Annotated in this window: 16 protein-coding genes and 1 tRNA gene; 4 read left to right on the forward strand and 13 right to left on the reverse strand. The window is 71.1% G+C overall.

Annotated elements, in window-relative coordinates:
- Positions 1-24: 24 nt before the first annotated feature.
- From mshC to QK288_RS12370, 3 genes are read right to left on the reverse strand one after another with little or no spacing between them, the layout of a single operon-like run.
- A complete protein-coding gene (mshC, locus tag QK288_RS12360; RefSeq protein ID WP_281264609.1) occupies positions 25-1,266 on the reverse strand; it encodes a cysteine--1-D-myo-inosityl 2-amino-2-deoxy-alpha-D-glucopyranoside ligase in 1,242 nt (413 codons plus the stop codon).
- Positions 1,263-2,090 carry an undecaprenyl-diphosphate phosphatase gene (locus QK288_RS12365; RefSeq protein WP_281264610.1) on the reverse strand — a complete coding sequence of 276 codons (828 nt, stop codon included), beginning with the start codon at positions 2,088-2,090 and terminating at the stop codon, positions 1,263-1,265. Before QK288_RS12365 ends, mshC begins: the two co-directional genes overlap by 4 nt.
- A 48-nt stretch (positions 2,091-2,138) precedes the next feature.
- Complete coding sequence (locus tag QK288_RS12370; RefSeq protein WP_281264611.1) at positions 2,139-3,458, reverse strand: M20/M25/M40 family metallo-hydrolase; 1,320 nt, start codon at positions 3,456-3,458, stop codon at positions 2,139-2,141.
- Positions 3,459-3,626: 168 nt separating this feature from the next.
- Here QK288_RS12370 and QK288_RS12375 point away from each other — a divergent pair.
- A tRNA-Leu gene (locus QK288_RS12375) sits at positions 3,627-3,712 on the forward strand.
- Between the two features lie 434 nt (positions 3,713-4,146).
- Here QK288_RS12375 and QK288_RS12380 read toward each other — a convergent pair.
- The 6 genes from QK288_RS12380 to QK288_RS12405 all read right to left on the reverse strand — a co-directional run bounded on the left by QK288_RS12380 (position 4,147) and on the right by QK288_RS12405 (position 12,487).
- Complete coding sequence (locus tag QK288_RS12380; RefSeq protein ID WP_281264612.1) at positions 4,147-5,472, reverse strand: FAD-dependent oxidoreductase; 1,326 nt, start codon at positions 5,470-5,472, stop codon at positions 4,147-4,149.
- A gap of 70 nt (positions 5,473-5,542) precedes the next feature.
- On the reverse strand, positions 5,543-5,746 hold the full coding sequence (locus QK288_RS12385) for a hypothetical protein (RefSeq protein ID WP_281264613.1): 204 nt from the start codon (positions 5,744-5,746) through the stop codon (positions 5,543-5,545).
- Positions 5,747-5,759: 13 nt separating this feature from the next.
- Complete coding sequence (locus QK288_RS12390; protein WP_281267581.1) at positions 5,760-7,553, reverse strand: DEAD/DEAH box helicase; 1,794 nt, start codon at positions 7,551-7,553, stop codon at positions 5,760-5,762.
- Between the two features lie 146 nt (positions 7,554-7,699).
- Complete coding sequence (dinB, locus tag QK288_RS12395; protein WP_281264614.1) at positions 7,700-8,950, reverse strand: DNA polymerase IV; 1,251 nt, start codon at positions 8,948-8,950, stop codon at positions 7,700-7,702.
- The gene (locus QK288_RS12400; protein ID WP_281264615.1) at positions 8,947-11,280 is read right to left on the reverse strand and encodes an FUSC family protein; all 2,334 of its coding nucleotides are present in this window, start codon (positions 11,278-11,280) and stop codon (positions 8,947-8,949) included. The genes dinB and QK288_RS12400 overlap by 4 nt, the downstream gene beginning before the upstream one ends.
- Positions 11,281-11,329: 49 nt before the next feature.
- Complete coding sequence (locus tag QK288_RS12405) at positions 11,330-12,487, reverse strand: acyl-CoA dehydrogenase family protein (protein ID WP_281264616.1); 1,158 nt, start codon at positions 12,485-12,487, stop codon at positions 11,330-11,332.
- Between the two features lie 11 nt (positions 12,488-12,498).
- Here QK288_RS12405 and QK288_RS12410 point away from each other — a divergent pair, with 11 nt between their 5' ends.
- On the forward strand, positions 12,499-13,305 hold the full coding sequence (locus tag QK288_RS12410) for an SGNH/GDSL hydrolase family protein (protein WP_281264617.1): 807 nt from the start codon (positions 12,499-12,501) through the stop codon (positions 13,303-13,305).
- A gap of 60 nt (positions 13,306-13,365) precedes the next feature.
- Here QK288_RS12410 and QK288_RS12415 read toward each other — a convergent pair whose 3' ends face one another.
- Together QK288_RS12415 and QK288_RS12420 are read right to left on the reverse strand one after the other, a co-directional pair.
- Positions 13,366-14,598 carry a D-alanyl-D-alanine carboxypeptidase gene (locus tag QK288_RS12415; RefSeq protein WP_281264618.1) on the reverse strand — a complete coding sequence of 411 codons (1,233 nt, stop codon included), beginning with the start codon at positions 14,596-14,598 and terminating at the stop codon, positions 13,366-13,368.
- Positions 14,599-14,680: 82 nt separating this feature from the next.
- Positions 14,681-15,499 (reverse strand): RNA methyltransferase, encoded by an 819-nt coding sequence (locus QK288_RS12420; protein WP_281264619.1) that lies wholly within the window; start codon positions 15,497-15,499, stop codon positions 14,681-14,683.
- Between the two features lie 107 nt (positions 15,500-15,606).
- Here QK288_RS12420 and QK288_RS12425 point away from each other — a divergent pair, with 107 nt between their 5' ends.
- Complete coding sequence (locus QK288_RS12425; RefSeq protein WP_281264620.1) at positions 15,607-16,446, forward strand: Sir2 family NAD-dependent protein deacetylase; 840 nt, start codon at positions 15,607-15,609, stop codon at positions 16,444-16,446.
- A 7-nt stretch (positions 16,447-16,453) separates the two neighbouring features.
- Positions 16,454-17,092, forward strand: coding sequence for a histidine phosphatase family protein (locus QK288_RS12430; RefSeq protein ID WP_281264621.1), 639 nt, complete (start codon positions 16,454-16,456; stop codon positions 17,090-17,092).
- A 545-nt stretch (positions 17,093-17,637) separates the two neighbouring features.
- On the opposite strand, the gene QK288_RS12435 is transcribed toward QK288_RS12430, so the two are convergent.
- Positions 17,638-17,853: a hypothetical protein gene (locus tag QK288_RS12435; RefSeq protein WP_281264622.1), complete on the reverse strand. Its 216-nt coding sequence runs from the start codon at positions 17,851-17,853 to the stop codon at positions 17,638-17,640.
- Positions 17,854-17,876: 23 nt separating this feature from the next.
- On the reverse strand, positions 17,877-18,191 hold the full coding sequence (locus QK288_RS12440) for a hypothetical protein (RefSeq protein ID WP_281264623.1): 315 nt from the start codon (positions 18,189-18,191) through the stop codon (positions 17,877-17,879).
- Positions 18,192-18,480 lie beyond the last annotated feature (289 nt).

Consider the following 18,480-nt stretch of genomic DNA (forward strand, 5'->3'; position numbering starts at 1 on the left):
CAGGTGCCGACAGCGGGGTGCGCGTCAGCCGATGCGGATGCCGAGCAGGGCGTCGACCAGGTCGACGAGCTCGGGCGTGCACCGGGTCCCGCCGGCCACCGCGGTGTCGACGGCCGCGACCGCACCCGGCGTGTCGAGGTCGTCGGCGACGCGCGCTCGGATGCGCGCGATGACGTCGTCGGCGTCGTCGGCGTGCCCGGCGCCCGCCGTCGCCCAGGAGTCCCAGGCCGCGAGCCGTCGGATGGCGCTCGACAGTTCGGCGTCGAACCACTCCCATTCGTCCGAGTACCGGTGCGACAGGAGCGCGAGACGGATCGCACGGGGATCGGCCCCGTCGTCGAGCAGGCCGCGGACCGTGACCAGGTTGCCGAGCGACTTCGAGATCTTCTCGCCCTGGTACGCGATCATGCCGGTGTGCACGTACGCGTGCGCCAACGGCTGGTGCGCCAGAGCCGCAGCGTGCCCAGCGCTCATCTCGTGGTGCGGGAAGACGAGGTCGCTGCCACCGCCCTGCACGCTGATCGGCAGCCCCAACCGGTCGCCGGCGATGACGCTGCACTCGATGTGCCAGCCGGGGCGCCCCTCGCCGAGCACGGTCTCCCAGCGCGGCTCCCCCGCACGGGCGGCCCGCCAGAGCAGCGGGTCGAGCGGGTCGCGCTTGCCGGCACGGTCGGGATCGCCGCCGCGTTCGGCGGACAGGGCCAGCATCGTCTCGCGGTCCATGCGGCTCTCGTCGCCGAGCGCCCAGGACTCGGTCGGACGGTTCACGTCGAAGTAGAGGTCGTCGCCGGCAGCGTCGGGCGTCGGCACGCTGTAGGCGTAGCCGGTCTTTTGAAGGAACGCGACCGCCTCGGCGATGCGCTCGACCTCGTCGGTGACGGCCACGTAGTCGTCGGGCGGCAGGATGCGCAGGGCTTCCATGTCCCGGCGGAACAGGTCGATCTGCGACGCCGCGAGCTCCTGCCAGTCGACGCCGTCACGGGTCGCCCGCTCGAGCAGCGGGTCGTCCACGTCGGTGGTGTTCTGCGCGTACTCGACGTCGAGTCCGGCGTCGCGCCAGGCCCGGCCGAGCGTGTCGAACGCCAGGTACGTCGCAGCGTGTCCCAGGTGTGTGGCGTCGTACGGGGTGATCCCGCAGACGTACAGCGCCGCACGGTCGTCACCGCGGGTCGGGTCGACGGGCTTCCCGGTCGCCGTGTCGTGCACGACCGGACGGGGTCCGGTCCCGCCGACGTCGGGGACGGACGGGGCCTCCCAGGCCCTCACGGCTGGATCACTCCGAGCGACAGCAACACGATGAGAACAATACCGAGTGCGATGCGGTAGTAGACGAACGGCATGAAGCTGCGCTTGCTGATGTAGTTCATGAACGCCGCGATCACGACGAACCCGACGACGAATGCCACCACGGTCGCGATGACGGTGTCGACCACACCGAACGGCGCGCCGGTGTCACTGAGGCTGGTCGCGGCCTCGTACAGGCCGGACAGGAAGACCGCCGGGATGGCGAGCAGGAACGCGAAGCGCGCGGCTGCGGCACGGGTGTAGCCGAGCGCGAGCCCCATCGAGACGGTGGCCCCGGAGCGCGAGACTCCGGGAACGAGTGCGAGGACCTGCGCGATGCCGATGAGGATCCCACCGCCGAAGGTCATGTGCTCGATCCGGCGTTCCTTGCGGCCGACCCGGTCGAGCACACCGAGGACGATGCCGAACACGATGAGGACGATCGCGACGATCCAGAGCGACCGGAAGGTGGTCTCGATGGAGTGCTGCAGCAGGAGGCCGACGACGCCGATCGGGATCGTGCCGATGATCACGAGCCAGCCGAGTCGCACGTCGGGGTCATTGCGCGGGACCCTGCCACCGAGCGCCCCGAACCAGCGTTTGACGATGCGCGTGATGTCCCGCCAGAAGTAGATGAGCACCGCGGTCTCGGTCCCGAGCTGCGTCACGGCGGTGAACGCGGCACCCGGGTCCTGCGCGTCCGGTAGGAAGAGTCCGACGATGCGCAGGTGTGCGCTGGAGGAGACGGGCAGGAACTCGGTCAGTCCCTGCACGAAGCCGAGGAAGATCGCCTCGAGGATGTGCACTGGCGCGGCCTTTCGGGTCGTGGTCGCCGGTGGCGACCCGACAGCATATCAATACGACGCGAGCAGGTCCCCGAGGACACGACGACCGAACGCGAGCGAGTCCAGCGGCACGCGCTCGTCGACACCGTGGAACATCGCCGGGAAGTCGACGCCGGCCGGTAGTTGCAGGGGCACGAAGCCGTAGCCCGCGATGCCGAGGGTCGACAGCGCCTTGTTGTCGGTCCCGCCGGACAGCAGGTACGGCAGCACCGGCGCACCCGGGTCGTGGCGGCCGAGGACGTCACGGACGGCGTCCACGAGGGGTCCGCCGAAGTCCTGCTCGAGACCGATGTCGCGGAAGGACATCACGACCTCGACGTCGTCGCCGGCGAGTTCCCGCACGCGCTCGAGGACCGCTTCTTCGTCACCGGGGAGGCACCGGATGTCGATGAGCGCCTCGGCGGCGTCGGGGATGACGTTGTGCTTGTACCCGGCCTGCAGCACCGTCGGGTTCGAGGTCGTGTGGAGCGCCGCGTGGATGAACCGGGACGCCGACCCCGTCGCGAGGGCGACCTCGTCCGGGCCGGTCACAGTGGGGTCCACACCGAGGAACCGAGCGACCTCGGCGACCATCGCCTCGGTCGTGGCGGACAGCCGGACGGGCCACTCCTCGCTTCCGATCCGGGCGACGGCAGCTGCGAGCTTGGTCACGGCGTTGTCGCGGATGACGTGCGAGCCGTGCGCCGCCGTGCCCTTCGCGACGAGCTTGATCCACATCAGGGCCTTCTCGCCGGTCTGCAGCAGGTAGGCGCGGCGATCACCGAGCGTGATGGAGTAGCCACCGACCTCGCTGATGGCGGCCGACGCTCCGGCGAACACCTCGGGGTGCTCGGACACGACGTGGTGCGAGCCGAGGACGCCCCCGGCTTCCTCGTCCGCAAAGTACGCGATCACGAGGTCGCGCTCGGGTGCCCCCTGCGCGGCGATCACGTCACCGAGGGCGGTGAGCATCATCGCGTCCATGTTCTTCATGTCCACGGCGCCGCGGCCCCACAGCATGCCGTCCTTGACCACGCCGCCGAACGGGTCGACGCTCCAGTTCGCGGGATCGGCCGGGACGACGTCGAGGTGGCCGTGCACGACGAGCGCCGGCTTGCTGCGATCACGCCCGGGGATGCGTGCGACGACGCTCACCCGGTCGGGCTCCGACTCGAACAGCTGCGGCGTCGCGCCGAGCTCCTGCAGCTTGGCTTCGACGTAGTGCGCCGCTTCCGTCTCGCCCCTCGAACGGCCTTCGCCCCAGTTCGTGGTGTCGAGCCGGATGAGGTCCCTGGCGATCGCCGCGGTGGCTTCGAGCTCGGTGGTTGTGGCCGCGGGATCCGTCGTCATGCACCAACGCTATCGGGCACCGCTGACGCGCCGGAACTCGCCGTCGCCGGAGGACGCGCCCGGGATGCGCGCCCGTGTTCAACGTGCGTTCAGAGCCGTGCTAATGTCTTCTCCGGCAGCAACGCCGGGGAAACCCGCCGGAGCGGCCGACAACTGAAACGAACACCTGTCCGGGTGGCGGAATTGGTAGACGCGCTAGCTTGAGGTGCTAGTGCCCGTATTAGGGCGTGGGGGTTCAAGTCCCCCCTCGGACACGCAGTGTTGAGACACGCGGCGAACGGCTCACCTTCGGGTGGGCCGTTCGTTTTTGCGCGCCCGTTTGCTCCCGCCGTACCAGTCGTTGCGTCCGCAAAGGGCGACAGGGTCGCTGTCGTACGACAACGGGTACGTCGCAACCGCGCGCATGCAACTGTCGCGCCCGCAAGGAGCGACAGGGTCGCTGTCGTACGACAACGGCGTGGTCGTTCCGAGTCGGGAGCGGGCGCGCAGCCGACGGGCCGACGCGACGACGCAGCCGACGCGACCAGCAGACGGACGGGAGGCCCGGTGCCAGCTGGCACCGGGCCTCCCGTCGGTCAGGCAGTCGCGCGCTACTTCGTCGCGTCCACGAAGGCGCGGCCTGAAGCCGAGTTCGGTCTCCTACTTCGTCGCGTCCACGAAGGCGCGGCCTGAAGCCGAGTTCGGTCTCCTACTTCGTCGCGTCCACGAAGGCGCGGCGCGGGTCCGTCTCCTTGATGAGCGAGGTCGCGTCGCGACCGGAGACCGCGCCGGTCACCCAACCGATGACGATGCGCGCCTTGCGGTTCAGGGTCGGCATCGCGTAGACGTGGTACGCCCGGTGTGCGAGCCATGCGAGGAGGTTCGTCATCTTGATGCCCTTGATGTTCGCGGCACCCTTCCCGACGCCGTACGAGGCGACGGTCCCGATCGACGGGTGGCGGTACTCCTCGAGCGGCTTGCCCGTGATCGTCGCGACCACGTTGTCCGCCGCCACGACGGCCTGGCGCACGGCGTTCTGGGCGTTCGGCGGGTAGTACGCCGGCTGCTTGTCCGCGGTGAGGTCGGGGACCTGCGCGACGTCGCCGAGACCCCAGACGCCCGGGACGACCTCGTGCGTCTCCTCGTTCTCGACCTGGAGCTTCGCGTTGGCGGCGAGGTGCCCCTTCGGCCCGCGCGGCAGGTCGGAGGCGTCGAGGAGCGGGTTCGGCTTGACGCCGGCGGTCCAGACGAGCAGCCCGGTGGCGAACTCGTCACCGTCGGAGAGCTTTACGACGCCACCCTCGCAGCTCGGCATCGTGGTCTTCAGGCGGACGTCGATGCCGCGGGCGCGGAGGGACTCGAGCGTCCACTTGGACAACTCGGGGCCGACCTCGGGGGCGACACGGTCGAGCGCGTCGATGAGCACCCAGCGCGGCTGCTCCCCCGCGAGCGACGGGTAGGTCTTGATCGCGGCCTGCGAGACGTCGAACAGCTCACCGATCGCCTCGACGCCGGTGTAGCCGCCACCGATGAAGATGCTGGTCAGGAGCCGGCGACGCTCGTCCTCGTCACGGGTCGCCGCGGCCTTCGCGATGTTGTCGAGCAGCTTCGCCCGGACGTACGCCGCTTCTTCCACGCTCTTGAAACCGATGCCGACCTCTTCGAGTCCGGGCGTCGGGAAGGTCCGCGTGACGGAGCCGAGCGCGACGACGAGCTGGTCGTAGCCGAGCGTGCGGTCGTCGCCGCCGGCCGTGGCGATGGAGACGGTCTTGTCGGCGGACGAGATCCCGGTGACCTTGCCCTGGATCACCCGGGTCTTGCGCAGCGCACGACGGAGCTCGACCGTGACGTCCTTCGGCGCGATGTGGCCGCCGGCGACCTCTGGCAGGAACGGCAGGTACGTGTAGTACGTGTTCTGGTCGACGAGGGTGATGCGCATCGGGACGGTCGCGGCGTGCTTCTGGAGCTGCTTGACGGTCGTGTAGCCGGCCGAGCCGCCACCGAGGACGAGGACGTGAGGGATGGAGTCTGCCATTCCTCCGGTCTACTCGATCTGACCTTGCTGCGTCATGTACGCCGCGCAGAATGCCGAGATCCGGTCGAGATCAACGACGACCGTCGCGCAACCGCCACCACGCCGTCTCGGCGAGGTCGACCCCGAGGTACACCCCGTGCGCGGTCCGGCGCGACTCGGTGAGGCTGAAGCGGCGGAGACGGTACCCGCCACCGAACCGATCGATGATCGCCTCGGGAGAGGACTCAGCCGTGCGCTTCACGAGCCAGGTCCGGTCGTCGACGGCGACGATCACGCGCGCACCCGGGTCACCGGCGCCCGCCGATGCGGGAGCGCAGCAGGTCGATGCGTTTCTGGATCTGCTCGATGCTGGCCTGTGCGACGGCCGGTCCCCCGCTGATCCGACGGAGTTCCGCGTGGATGGCGCCGTGCGGCTCGTTCGAGTGCCTGGACCAGATCGAGACGAGCCGCTGGAGCTCCGACCGCTGTTCCTTGAGCGTCATGTACATGGGCCGGTTCTCGGGCACTGCCGCCTTCGGTTGGCCGTCCTTCACGGCGCGACCCTTCGAGCGCTTCGCCTGCGTCGCCTGACGGGCACGCAGCAGGTCGCGCACCTGGTCGGGTTCGAGGAGCCCGGGGATCCCGATGAAGTCGAGTTCTTCCAGCGAGCCGATCTCGCCACCGGTGCCGAACTCACCGCCGTCGTAGAGGACACGGTCGAACGACGCCTGCGAGTCGAGAGCCTCGAACGGCTGCAGGTCGAGGAGGCTCTCCGAGGCACGCTCTTCCTTGTTGGCCTCGGCGACCATCGCGTCTTCCGGGTTGTACATCCCGTCGTCGGCGTCCTTCGGGCGGTCGAGGGCGTGGTCGCGCTCGAGCTCGAGGGTCGCGGCGAGGGCCATCAGCCCCGGGACGCTCGGCAGGAACACCGACGCCGTCTCCCCACGGCGACGTGCACGCACGAAGCGGCCGATCACCTGCGCGAAGAAGAGCGGCGTGCTCGCGCTGGTCGCGTACACCCCGACGCAGAGCCGGGGGACATCGACCCCTTCCGACACCATCCGGACCGCGACCATCCACCGCGAGGTGTCCGCGGCGAACGCCCCGATCCGGCTCGATCCCGCTGCTTCGTCGGAGAGGACGACGGTCGGGCGCTCCCCCGTGATCTGCTGCAGGATCCTGGCGTACGCACGCGCGGTCGTGGTGTCGGTCGCGATGACCAGGCCGCCGGCGTCCGGCACACCGCGACGGACCTCGGTCAGGCGCTTGTCGGCCGCCGACAGCACCGCCGGCATCCACTCGCCTTCCGGGGAGAGGGCCGTGCGCCACGCCTGCGCCGTGATGTCCTTCGTGACCTGCTCGCCGAGGGATGCCGACATCTCGTCGCCCATGCGCGTCTTCCAGCGCATCTGGCCGGCGTACGCCATGAACAGCACAGGACGGACCACGCCGTCCTGCAGGGCGCGTCCGTAGCCGTAGTTGTAGTCGGAGATCGACGTGCGGATGCCCTGCTCGTCGGGGGCGTACTGCACGAACGGGATCGGTGCGGTGTCCGAGCGGAACGGCGTCCCGGAGAGCGACAGCCGCCGGGTGGCCCCGCTGAACGCCTCCCGGATGCCGTCGCCCCACGTGAGTGCGTCCCCACCGTGGTGGACCTCGTCGAGGATCACGAGCGTGCGCCCGCCCTCGGTGATCTTCTTGTGGACCTCGGGGTTCATGCCGACCTGGGCGTACGTGATCGCGACGCCCTGGTAGTGCCGGCCGAACATGCCGTCGCCGTTCTTGAACATCGGGTCGATGCGGATGTTCACGCGGTCGGCGGCGTCCGCCCACTGACGCTTCAGGTGTTCCGTCGGTGCGACGACCACGATGCGGTCGACGGTACCCCGGGCGAGCAGTTCGGTCGCGAGCCGGAGCGCGAACGTCGTCTTGCCGGCACCGGGCGTCGCGGCCGCGAGGAAGTCGCGCGGTTCGGTCTCGAAGTACTTCGTGAGCGCTTCGACCTGCCAGGCGCGGAGCTTCGACGCGGTGCCCCATGCCGCGCGGTCCGGGAAGGCCGGCGAGAGGTGCTCCGCCGCGGCGTTGCCCGCGATCTCGGCCAGTTCGGCCGGCGCGAGTTCACCCGATGCCGATCGGGCCTGCCCGAGTTCCTCCGACGGCGCCGTGGCCCGCTCGGTGTCGAGTCCGTCGGCCGCGGCGTGCTGCTGGTGTCCGTACTCCGCTGCGCTCACTGTCCCCGATTCTACCGTCACCCGATGTCCTGTCGGGCGTGCGGAGGTCGTTGCTCGGGCGTGCCGCGGACCAGCGACGCCGGTCGGAGCACGCCGGCGCCGAAGCGGGCCGTGACCGCGTCGACGGTGGTCTCGGTCTCACGCCACGGCGCGTCGTCGTCCCACAGCGCGTTGCTCGCCGCGGTCGGGACGAGGTTCTCGCCGCGGACCCCGATGAGTCGGATGCGGTTGCCCGGCTTGTGCAGCACGTCGTACAGCTCGACGGCTTCGCGGTGGATCCGGCGGGCCACGTCGGTCGGCTCGGCGAGAGTGCGGGAGCGGGTCACCGTCGTGAAGTCGGTGTAGCGGACCTTGAGGGCGATCGTGCGGGCCTGGACGTCGGCACGGCGCATGCGGACGGCGACCTTCTCCGCCAGGCGCAGGAGCTCCCGAGCGACGGCGTCGCGGTCGGTGAGATCGGTGCCGAAGGTGACTTCGTGCCCGATCGACTTCTCGCCGACGGCCGTGTCGACCACGCGGGGGTCCCGCCCCCACGACAGATCGTGCAGACGCTGCCCACCGGCAGGGCCGAGCGCGGACACGAGTGAGCCGAGCGGCGTGGTCGCCAGGTCGCCGACGGTGCGGATGCCACGGCGCTCGAGGATCTCCTGCGTCTTGCCGCCCACACCCCACAGTGCGGACACCGGCTGCGGGTGGAGGAACGCCACGGTCTCGGCTTCGGGGACCACGAGGAGTCCCGCTGGCTTGGCGCGGCTGGAGGCGAGCTTGGCGACGAACTTCGTCGACGCGGCACCGACCGAGCAGTGCAGCCCCGTCGCCTCGAACACGGCGCGGCGGATCGCGGTGCCGATCTCCCACGGCGTGCCGTACATCCGGACGGCCCCGGCGACGTCGAGGAACGCCTCGTCGATGCCGAGCCGTTCGACCCTGGGGGTGAATCGATCGAAGACGTCCATCACCGCTTCGGAGTTCGCCCGGTACTTCTCGAAGTGCGGCTCGACGATGATCGCGTTCGGGCAGCGGCGCTTCGCGACGGCCATCGGCATCGCCGAGTTCACGCCGTACTTGCGGGCTTCGTAGGTGGCGGCCGTGACCACGGAGCGGTCGGAGTCGTGCCCGACGATCACCGGCAGCCCGCGGAGGTCCGGCCGGTCGAGCAGTTCCACCGAGGCGAAGAACGCGTCCATGTCGACGTGCAGCACCGTCGCCGTCAGGTCCGCGACCGGTTGGTCGGAGACGAGGCGGTTGCGTCCGTCCTGCTTGCTCACACCGAGATGGTGCCACCGACCGCCGACATCGGCGTCGAGGCGTCGCCGACGACCGTCATGCCGACCCGCTCGGCCAGCAGCGCGAGCGACTCGTCGATGCGACCGAGCGCGTGCACGCGGTCCCGCAGCGCGTCGCCCTCCGGATCGTCAGGGAGTGACTGCGCCACGTCCTCGAGCCGGTCGGTGATCCGGGTCCAAACCCCAGCGGCAGCGGCAGCGGGACCGGCCACGACGCGGTCCGACAGCGTGTCCACGGACGCGGCGAGGTGTTCGGCCGCGCCGCGCAGGGTGGCGGGGACGACCGCCGGGGCCGCACCGGGCCTCCCGGCCAGCTCCCGCGCGAACGCCGCAGCCGCCTGCAGCGACGCCCGCATCCGCGCGTCGGCGCGCGCCGGTCCGCCCGTCGGGAACCGCACCATCGGCTTGAGGACGCTCTCGAGCTGGTAGGTCGCGTTGTCGACGGCGCGGGAGCGGGAGCGCAGGTCGAGCCGGTCCGACCGGGAGGCCGTGGTCGCGTCCGCCACGTCACCATCGTCGGTCTCGTCCGCGTCCACCCCCACGGTCGCCAGCACGAAGCCCCGCACCGCCACGAGCTGCCGGCGGACGGCACGACGGACGACGCTGCGCGTCGCGAGCGGCAGCACCACCAGGCTGACCAGGATCGCGATGGTCGCGCCGAGCAGGTTCTCGGCGAGGCGCATCGGGATGAGCGCGTCGGTGAAGGTGCCCGAGTAGTCGTAGACCTGGCAGAGCACGACGACGAGGCACGCCGCCCAGACCGCGTACAGGCCGCCGAACCCGTACGTGCCGACGGCGAGCAGCACGCAGACGATGACCATCGTGACCCAGGGGTGGTCGGTGCCGAGGACGTGCACCAGTCCGATGCCGACCGCACCGCCGACGATCGTCCCGGCGCCGCGGTGGATCCCCTTGCGGACACGCTCCGGGGTGGTGTTCGTGCCGGCGAGGACGATCATCACGCCGATGACGCCCCAGTAGAAGCGACTGCCGTCGAGGAGCAGGGCGAGTGGCTCCGTGATCGCGACGGCGATCGCCGCGTGCACCGCGGTCCGGAGCGACGCCGTCATGTGGAACCGACGCCACGGCCCCTCGGCGATCTCGTCCGCGACGACCGGCACGGCGCCGACCGGGCGGCCACCCGCGAGGATCACCGGGGACGCGAACGGCACGCCGTCGCCCGCGCGGGGCAGCTCGTCGCGGAGTTCCCTCCAGCGCAGCCCGGCCGCCCGGAGGTCCGCGAACTCCCGGCCCATCCGCTGCACGAGCACCGTGGTCCGCGAACCCCGGTCGGCAGCGGTCGCCGTGATCGCGAACCGGGCTGCGAGCGTCCGTCCCGCGTCGTCCCCGGCGCTGCCGCCGTGCCGGAGCACCGTCGTGAACGCCCGGAGCGCTGCGTGCCGGACGTCCTCCGGCGCGCCCTGCTCGACGAGGGCCGCTGCGGCACGACCGAGCTCGTCGATCGCGAAGTGGGTGTCGAACACGAGTCGGTGCAGCTCGTCGGCCGTACCGTCGACGCCGCTCGCCGCGAGCATGCCGTCGACCGTCAGCGCGATCTCGTGGTACTGCGCACGCCGGTGCCGGAGCCGCCGGAGGGCGCGAGCACGACGGCGCGGTTCGTCGGCGGTCGCGAGGGCGGCGGTCGCCGCCTCGAGCACGTCCGACCCGCGCGCCACGAAGCCGCGCCGGGTGCGCATCAGGGAACGGTACGGGTTCGGGCGGAGGAACACGGTCCGGATCACGATCGTCACGGCGAGGGAGCCGGCGACGACGATCGACAGTGGCAGCACCGCGGTCTCCGGAAGCGGCAGCAGCAGCCCGCACAGGTACCCGGAGAAGGCCACGATGGCGGCGTCGGACGCCCACTTCCCCCACTGGAACGCCAGGAACTGCACGAAGAGCAGCACGACGATGAGCACGAGTTCGACGATGCGGAACGGGTGCAGCGCGATGCTGCCGGCCAGGGCGACGACGAAGGGCACGATGACGGCACCGGTGCGCCCGGCGACGCGTCCGGCGCTCGGGTCGACGATGACCAGGCACGTGATGAACGCCGGCATGGCGCCGATCATCAGCCCGAGGATCGCGGGCAGCCCGAACCCGAGGGCGATCGCGTACCCGACGGCCATGCCGGCCGGGACGCAGAGCAGGGTGCGGAGGGCGCCCTCGCTCTTGACGAAGCCCGGGTCGAGGACGAGCAGGCGATCCCACAGGCGCTGACGGCGGGTCCGACGCCGTGGTGGTGTCCGGTGCGTGGGTGCGGAGCGGCCGCGGTCGGTCCGTTCGATCGTCGCGTCCGTCGTGCTCGTCACCTGGCGCATCGCCTCCTGCGGGGAAAACACCAATAGTACCGCATCTGAACTACTTTGCCGACGGGGGTCCGAGCACCTCGGTCGCGATCGTGCGCGCCGCCGAGTCCCGCGAGGACGGGTGGTACTGCCCGGCCCGCACGTCCCTGGCCAGCCGCGCGAGTTCGCTCGACGCCCGGTACGACCCGCCGCCGACGACCCGCATCGCCTCGTCCACGACGGACTGTGCGGCGTCCACCGTGCGGGCCTTGGTGCCGACGAGGAGCGGGAACCACCGGGGCCCGTGGTCCTCGAGCTCGTCCACGTCCCGAGCCAGCGCGTCCACCTGGAGCGCGACGGCGTCGACCGTCCCCCGCATGTCCGCTATCGCCCGGCGCACGTCCGGGTCGTCCGCACGCGACGTCCCGTCAATCCCCCGCCGGTCCCGGACCCGCTCCACCGCGAGGTCGAGCGCCCGCGTGGCGATCCCCACGTACACCGACGCGACGAGCAACTCGAACGCGGCGAACACCCCGAAGACGAGCGGGTCGGCGGTCGGCCCGACCGGCAGCGACCGCACGATCCGGTCCGCGGGCACGTGGACGCCCTCGAGCAGGGTCGTCCGGCTCTGCGTCGCCCGCATGCCGAGGGTGTCCCAGTCGTCGAGGTGCCGGATGCCCCCGTCGGCGCGGAGGGCGAACCCGTGCACCAGTCGCGGCTCGTCGCCCGTCGAGTCCTTGCCGAAGACGCTCAGCACGTCCCACGCTGGTGCCAGCGACGTGGAGACCTTCGTGCCCGTGAACCGGTAGCCACCCTCGCCGTCGGGCGCGGCCTCGGTCAGCGAGTCGAAGAGCACACGGTCGTTGCCGGGTTCGCTGACCCCGAAGGCCAGCAGCCGGTCCGCCGCGGCGTGGTCCGTGACGGACTGGAGGAACGACTCACCACGAGCGGACACGCTGCGGGCCGCCTGCACCCAGACCTGGTGCATGCCGAGGGCCAGCGCCGTCGCCGGCGCGGCCCGGGCGATCTCCCGCTGGACCGCAGCAGTCGCGCGCAGACCGAGCCCGCTGCCGCCGTCCGCGATCGGCACACCGATGCGCAGGTACCCGGCCGCGCGGAGTTCGTCGAGGTCCTCGGTGCAGAACGCGTTCTCGGCGTCGTAGCGGGGCGCGCGCTCCGCCAACCGGGCGAGCAGGTCGTCCGGGACGGTCCACGGCTTTGCCTTCGTCATGGCACGAGACTATGTTCCGAGGCGTGTCAGATCGTCATCCGTGGTCCAGGTACGTCGCGATCGGTGACTCGTTCACCGAAGGGCTCGGAGACCCGGACCCCACCGTGCCGGGTGGGTTCCGCGGCTGGGCAGACCGGGTCGCCGAGGTCCTCGCCCACCGGACCGACGACTTCGCGTACGCCAACCTCGCGATCCGCGGACGCCTGCTCCAGCAGATCATCGACGAGCAGGTGTCGGACGCGCTGGCGCTCGGGCCCGACCTGATCACGATCTCCGCCGGCGGCAACGACATCATCCGCCCGGGCTCGGACCCCGACGAGATCGCCTCGCGCTTCGACCGGACCGTCGCCGACCTGCGACGCGACGGCGCGACCGTCGTCATCTTCACCGGCCCGGACGTCGGCATGACCCCGGTGCTCGGGCTCGTCCGTGGCAAGGCGGCGATCTACAACGAGCACCTGCACGCCATCGCCCTCAAGCACGGCGCGCTCGTCGCCGACATGTGGGCGCTCCGGGTGCTCCGCGACTCGCGCATGTGGGCGCCCGACCGGCTGCACCACTCCCCCATGGGCCACGCGACGATCGCCGCGGCCGTGCTCGACACCCTCGGGGTGCAGCACGGTCTCGAGCCCTTCAACCCGGAGCCCCTCGCCGCACGGCCCTGGCGCGAGGCCCGCGCCGAGGACCTCGGCTGGGCGAAGGAGTACCTCGTCCCGTGGGTCGTGCGGCGCATCCGGCACACCTCGTCGGGCGACGGTGTCAGCCCGAAGCGCCCGGAGCTCCAGACGATCGTCGAGCACCGGAGCGACACGCCCTAGCGCGTCAGGCGCTCTGGGCGAGCCCGAGCGCGTCAGGCGCCCTGGACGAGCCCGAGCGCGTCAGGCGCCCTGGAACGGGTTCGTCCAGCGCCACCAGATGCCCGGATCCGGGATCGCCTGTTCCAGGACGAGCGGGACCGTCACCGGGTCGTGGTCCGTGATCGCGAACCGCACCCGTCCGATCCGCTCGCCCTTGGTGCCGAGCGTCACCGCGTCCAGCTTCGTCGTCGCCGTCACGGTGGTCTTGCCCCACACCAGGACCTCCGACGCGGACTTCGTCACGGCGTCGGTCTCGTCCTTCCACGGCGTCGAGTAGGTGCCGAAGGTCTGCCCGGCATGGGTCAGCGTGACCACGTGGAAGTTGTCAGCAACCGAGTGCAGCAGTCGCTGGATGTCGGCGTCGAGCGCGTCGTGGTCCTTGCCGCCGAGCATCGCGCCGATCACCGTGACCGTCTTCCCGCCGCGCTGGTACGTCGCCGCGAAGAGCAGGCACGCACCGGCTTCGTCGAGGGTTCCGGTCTTGATGCCCTCGACCCCGTCGATCCCGAGCAGCTTGTTCGAGTTCTCGATGTCGCCGACGTTCGGGATCGTCGCCTGCTTCGTGCCGACGACCTCCTTCACCACCGGGTTCGCCAGCGCGAGCTTCCCGAGGTCCACCAGGTCCGTCGCCGTCGAGACGTTCTTCGCGTCGAGGCCCGTGGGCTCCTGGATGGACGTCTCGTCGAGGCCGTGCTCGTCGAGCCACGACGCTGCGGCCTTCTTGTACGCATCCATCGACCCGAACGCCCAGAGTGCCAGCGAGCCCGCGTAGTTGTTCGCCGACTTCATGAGCATGACCTGCAGCGTCTGGTACTCCGACAACCGGAGTCCAGAGGGCATCGGAGCGACCTCGCCGTTCTGCGCGAGGTACTGCGCGTAGAGGCCCTCCATCTCCGGCGTGAACGCGATCGTCGGCCCCGCCTGCCCCTGCGACAGGGGCTTGGCGTCCAGCACGACCAACGCGGTCACGACCTTCGAGATGCTCGCGATCGACCGCTGCTTCGTGTCGCCGCTCGTGCGGAGGCTCTCCGGGAAGCCGGGCGCCTCGACCGCGGTCGCGCCGTACGACGGGAACGTCAACGACGGGAGCGAGGATGTCGGGGCGGCGTACGAGGTGGTCGTGGCGCTCGCCGGGGAGAACGGAACGACCGCTGCGGCGACGAGGTACCCCACCACCAGGACGAGCACCGCGACGACCGAGATCGTCACCGGCCTCCTGACGGCGGAACGGGGGCGGCGGACGACACGTGACACGACAACCGAGGGTACCGGGGCCGGGTACCGGCCACCTGCGGAACCGCCGCGATGTGGAGAAGGTGGGTCGAGCCTCCCGGCCCTATCCCCGCGCTCGCTGCGCCGCCCGCACCGCCCACAGGCCGACGGCGCTCGCCGCCGCCACGTTGAGGGAGTCGACGCCGTGGTGCATCGGGATGCGCACCGTCGTGTCCGCGGCGGCGATCGCGGCGGACGTGAGCCCCTGCCCCTCGGTGCCCATCACCAGCGCGACGCGATCGGGCACGTCCGCCGCGAAGGCGTCGAGGTCGACCGAGCGGTCCGTCAACGCCATCGCGGCGAGGTGGAAGCCCTGCGCGCGGAGCGACTCCCCCGCCTCCGGCCAGTCGCCGATCCGTGTCCACGGGACCTGGAGCACCGTGCCCATGCTGACCCGGACGCTGCGACGGTAGAGCGGGTCGGCGCACCGCGGACTCACCAGCACGGCGTCCGCGCCGAGCCCCGCGACGCTCCGGAAGACGGCGCCGACGTTCGTGTGGTCGACGATGTCCTCGAGGACGACGACGAGCTTCGCGTCCCGGACGACGTCCTCGACGCTCGGCAGCTCGGGGCGCTGCATCGCCGCGATCGCGCCGCGGTGCATCCGGAAGCCGGTGAGGTCCTCGAGCAGGTCGTCCGGGCCGACGAACACCGGACCGTCGTGGTCGGCGACGAGCGGCAGCACGCTGTCCAGCCACTTCTCCTGCACCAGGATGCTCCGCGGGACGTGGCCGGCGCGGACGGCGCGTTCGATGACGGTGTTCGACTCGGCGATGTACAGGCCGCCCTCCGGCTCGGACACCCGACGCAGCGCGACGTCGGTCAGTCGGGCGAAGTCGTCGAGGCGGGGGTCGTCGATGGTGTCGATGCGGACGGGGTGCACTGGTCTCGTTCCGGGGTCGTGGCGCTGTTCGGGTCCGCGCGTGCCGCGACGCGATGCGGCGTGGGAAGTGGCGGGGTCGGTCGGCTGTTGAGGGTACCGTGAACCTGATGGCGACGAGCGACGCGACCGAGACGGCCCAGTTCGACCGGGTCGTGGACCTGCTCGCGGGCAAGCGGATCGCGGTGCTCTCGGGCGCCGGCCTCAGCACCGACTCCGGGATCCCCGACTACCGGGGCGGCGGCCGCGTCGTCCGGAAGCCGATGACCTTCCAGGAGTTCCGCGCCGACGCCGCGAAGCGCCAGCGGTACTGGGCCGGGTCGCACCTCGGCTGGCGGACCTTCGCCGCCGCACGGCCGAACGCCGGGCACGACGCCCTGGCCTCGCTCGAACGGGCCGGCGTCGTCACCGGGGTCATCACCCAGAACGTGGACGGACTCCACCTCCGCGCAGGGTCACGGCGGGTCGTCGAGATCCACGGCTCCATGGACCGCGCCGTCTGCCTGACGTGCGGGCAGGTGTTCGCCCGGGCGGACCTCGCCGGTGTCCTCGACGCGCTCAACCCCTGGATCGATGACCCCGACTCGGTGCGCCTGCAGCCCGACGGCGACGTCGAGATCACCGACGTCGAGCGCTTCGTCGTGCCCGACTGCACCGTGTGCGGCGGGATGCTCAAGCCCGACGTCGTCTTCTTCGGCGAGTTCGTCCCGACCGAGAAGTTCGCCGAGTCGGTGTCGATCGTCGCGGACGCCGACGCACTGCTCGTCGTCGGGTCGTCGCTCACCGTCAACTCCGGCGTCCGGCTCGTCGACCACGCGGCGCGGCGGAAGCACCCCGTCGTGATCGTCAACCGCGGTGCCACGCGGAGCGATCGGCGGGCGGCAGCGAAGATCGACGCCGGTACCACGGAGACCCTGGTCGCCCTGGCGTCCCGGCTGGCTCTGTCATGATCGAGTCGTGACCACCCTCCTGTACCTCGTGCGCCACGGCGAGACCGACTGGAACAAGCAGCGCCGCATCCAGGGCTCGACCGACATCCCCCTGAACGACACCGGACGGGCGCAGGCAGCCGCTTCGGCATCGCTGCTCGCGCGCAGGTCGTTCGACGCCGTCGTCGCCTCGCCGTTGTCGCGCGCGTCGGAGACGGGGTCGATCATCGCGTCGCGCCTCGCGCTCCCCGCGCCCACGACGTACCCGGGGCTCGCCGAGCGTTCCTACGGCGAGGCCGAGGGCCTGACCGACGACGAGGTCCTGGCGCACTACCCGGACGACGTCATCCCCGGACGGGAGTCGCGGGCTGCGCTGCTCGCCCGCGCGACCGAGACCCTCGCCGAGATCGCGGTCCGGTACGACGGCGGCGTCATCGTGGTGGCCACGCACGGTGCCGTGATCCGGAGCGTGGTGAACGCCGCGGCTCCCGGGACCGCCGATCGGCACCACACACCGATCCGGAACGGGTCGATCCACTCCTTCCGGTGGGACCCGGAGCGCTTCCACGCGGAACTCGTCCGCTTCGACGACCCCATCGACGACGCGTCGGACGCGCCGGGCAAGTACTCCTTCGAGTACCAGAACCCGCTCGAACAGCGCAGCTGAGGCGGGCGCAGCAACCGGGCGGGCCGGGCGACCGCGCGCGCGGCGCTCGGCGTGACGCGGCGCTCGGCGTGGGGGCTCGGCGTGGCGTGATGCTCGCGTGGTGCGGCGACCTGGTGCGGCGCCGTGATCGACTGCGCAGCAATGCCGACTGACAGCCCGAACCCGTCACCAGGACCGCGCACTCGGTCGCTCCCGGTCCGCTGCGACCATCCGAGTGCGCAGACCTGCAGCCCACGGACGGCTTCCGATCGGCACGATTGCGCACTCGACGCGCAGCGCACGTCGCGCCGCCGTCACTTCATCCCGGCACAAGCGCGAGGATGACCCCGGTCCGACAGCGCAGAAGTGACGACCTCAGCCGGCCCCTCGTCGCCATTTCCGCGCACTCGATCACTCATGAAGTCGCACTCGAAGTCGCCCACGAAGTCGCACTCGAAACAGAAAACCGATCGAGTGCGCAGAAGCAACGTCTGCACCACCCACCTCGTCGCCACTCGCGCGCGCTCGATGGACGACGCTCGACAATGCCCCGCGGGAACTCGCCCTCAGGCGCCGGGACCGCCGGTGAAGCCCGTCGCCCCATCTGGGCGCGCGGCCTTGGCGTTCGCCGTCCGGATCTCCTGGTCGGCGTCGATGCCGGGCCGGGGCGCGAGCGGATCCTCCAGCCCCCGCAATGACCGCGCACGACGTGACGCCTGGACCCCCAGCACGACACCGACCGCCACGATCGCGAGGAACACGACCAGCAGGGTGATGAACATGCCTGCAGCCTAGCGACTGATCCTCACACCCGCTGTGCGTCCGACGAACGCTCTGCGCGCCGCCGTCGCACGCGATCCACGAGGCGGCGTTCATCCACCAGGTCGCCATCGGTCACCAGGACGAAGGCCCACCGTTCGGCTTCGAAGCGTTCCCGGCGCGCGATGTCGCGGAGGTACGTCGCCCGGTCCTCCTGGTGGTGGCGTCCTTCGTACTCGATCGCGGTCCGCAACTCCGGGTAGGCGAGGTCGACCCGCCCGAGGAATCGACCATCGCTGCCGCGCACATCGAGGTTGCACTCCGGCTCAGGCAGCCCGTGATCGACGAGCACCAGGCGCAACGCACTCTCCATCGGGGACTCGGAGCCCGGCCGGACCAACTCGACCGCTGCGCGCAGGCGGGTGATCCCCCTGATGCCACCGGCGCGGCTGACAGCGACCCGCAGATCGTCCAGCGAACACCACCGCTCGATGAGCTGGTCCCCCATCACGGTCAGCTCTCGGACGGACAGCACGGCGGCGCAGTCCAGCCACGTCCGGAGTGGATCGCTCGTCGGCAACCCCGCCGCTGTTCCGATGCGCGGAACCGATCTCGTCCTGTGACCGACGACTCCCGGCCGACGCATCTGC

The organism is Curtobacterium sp. 9128 (genome assembly GCF_900086645.1).
GTDB lineage: Bacteria > Actinomycetota > Actinomycetes > Actinomycetales > Microbacteriaceae > Curtobacterium.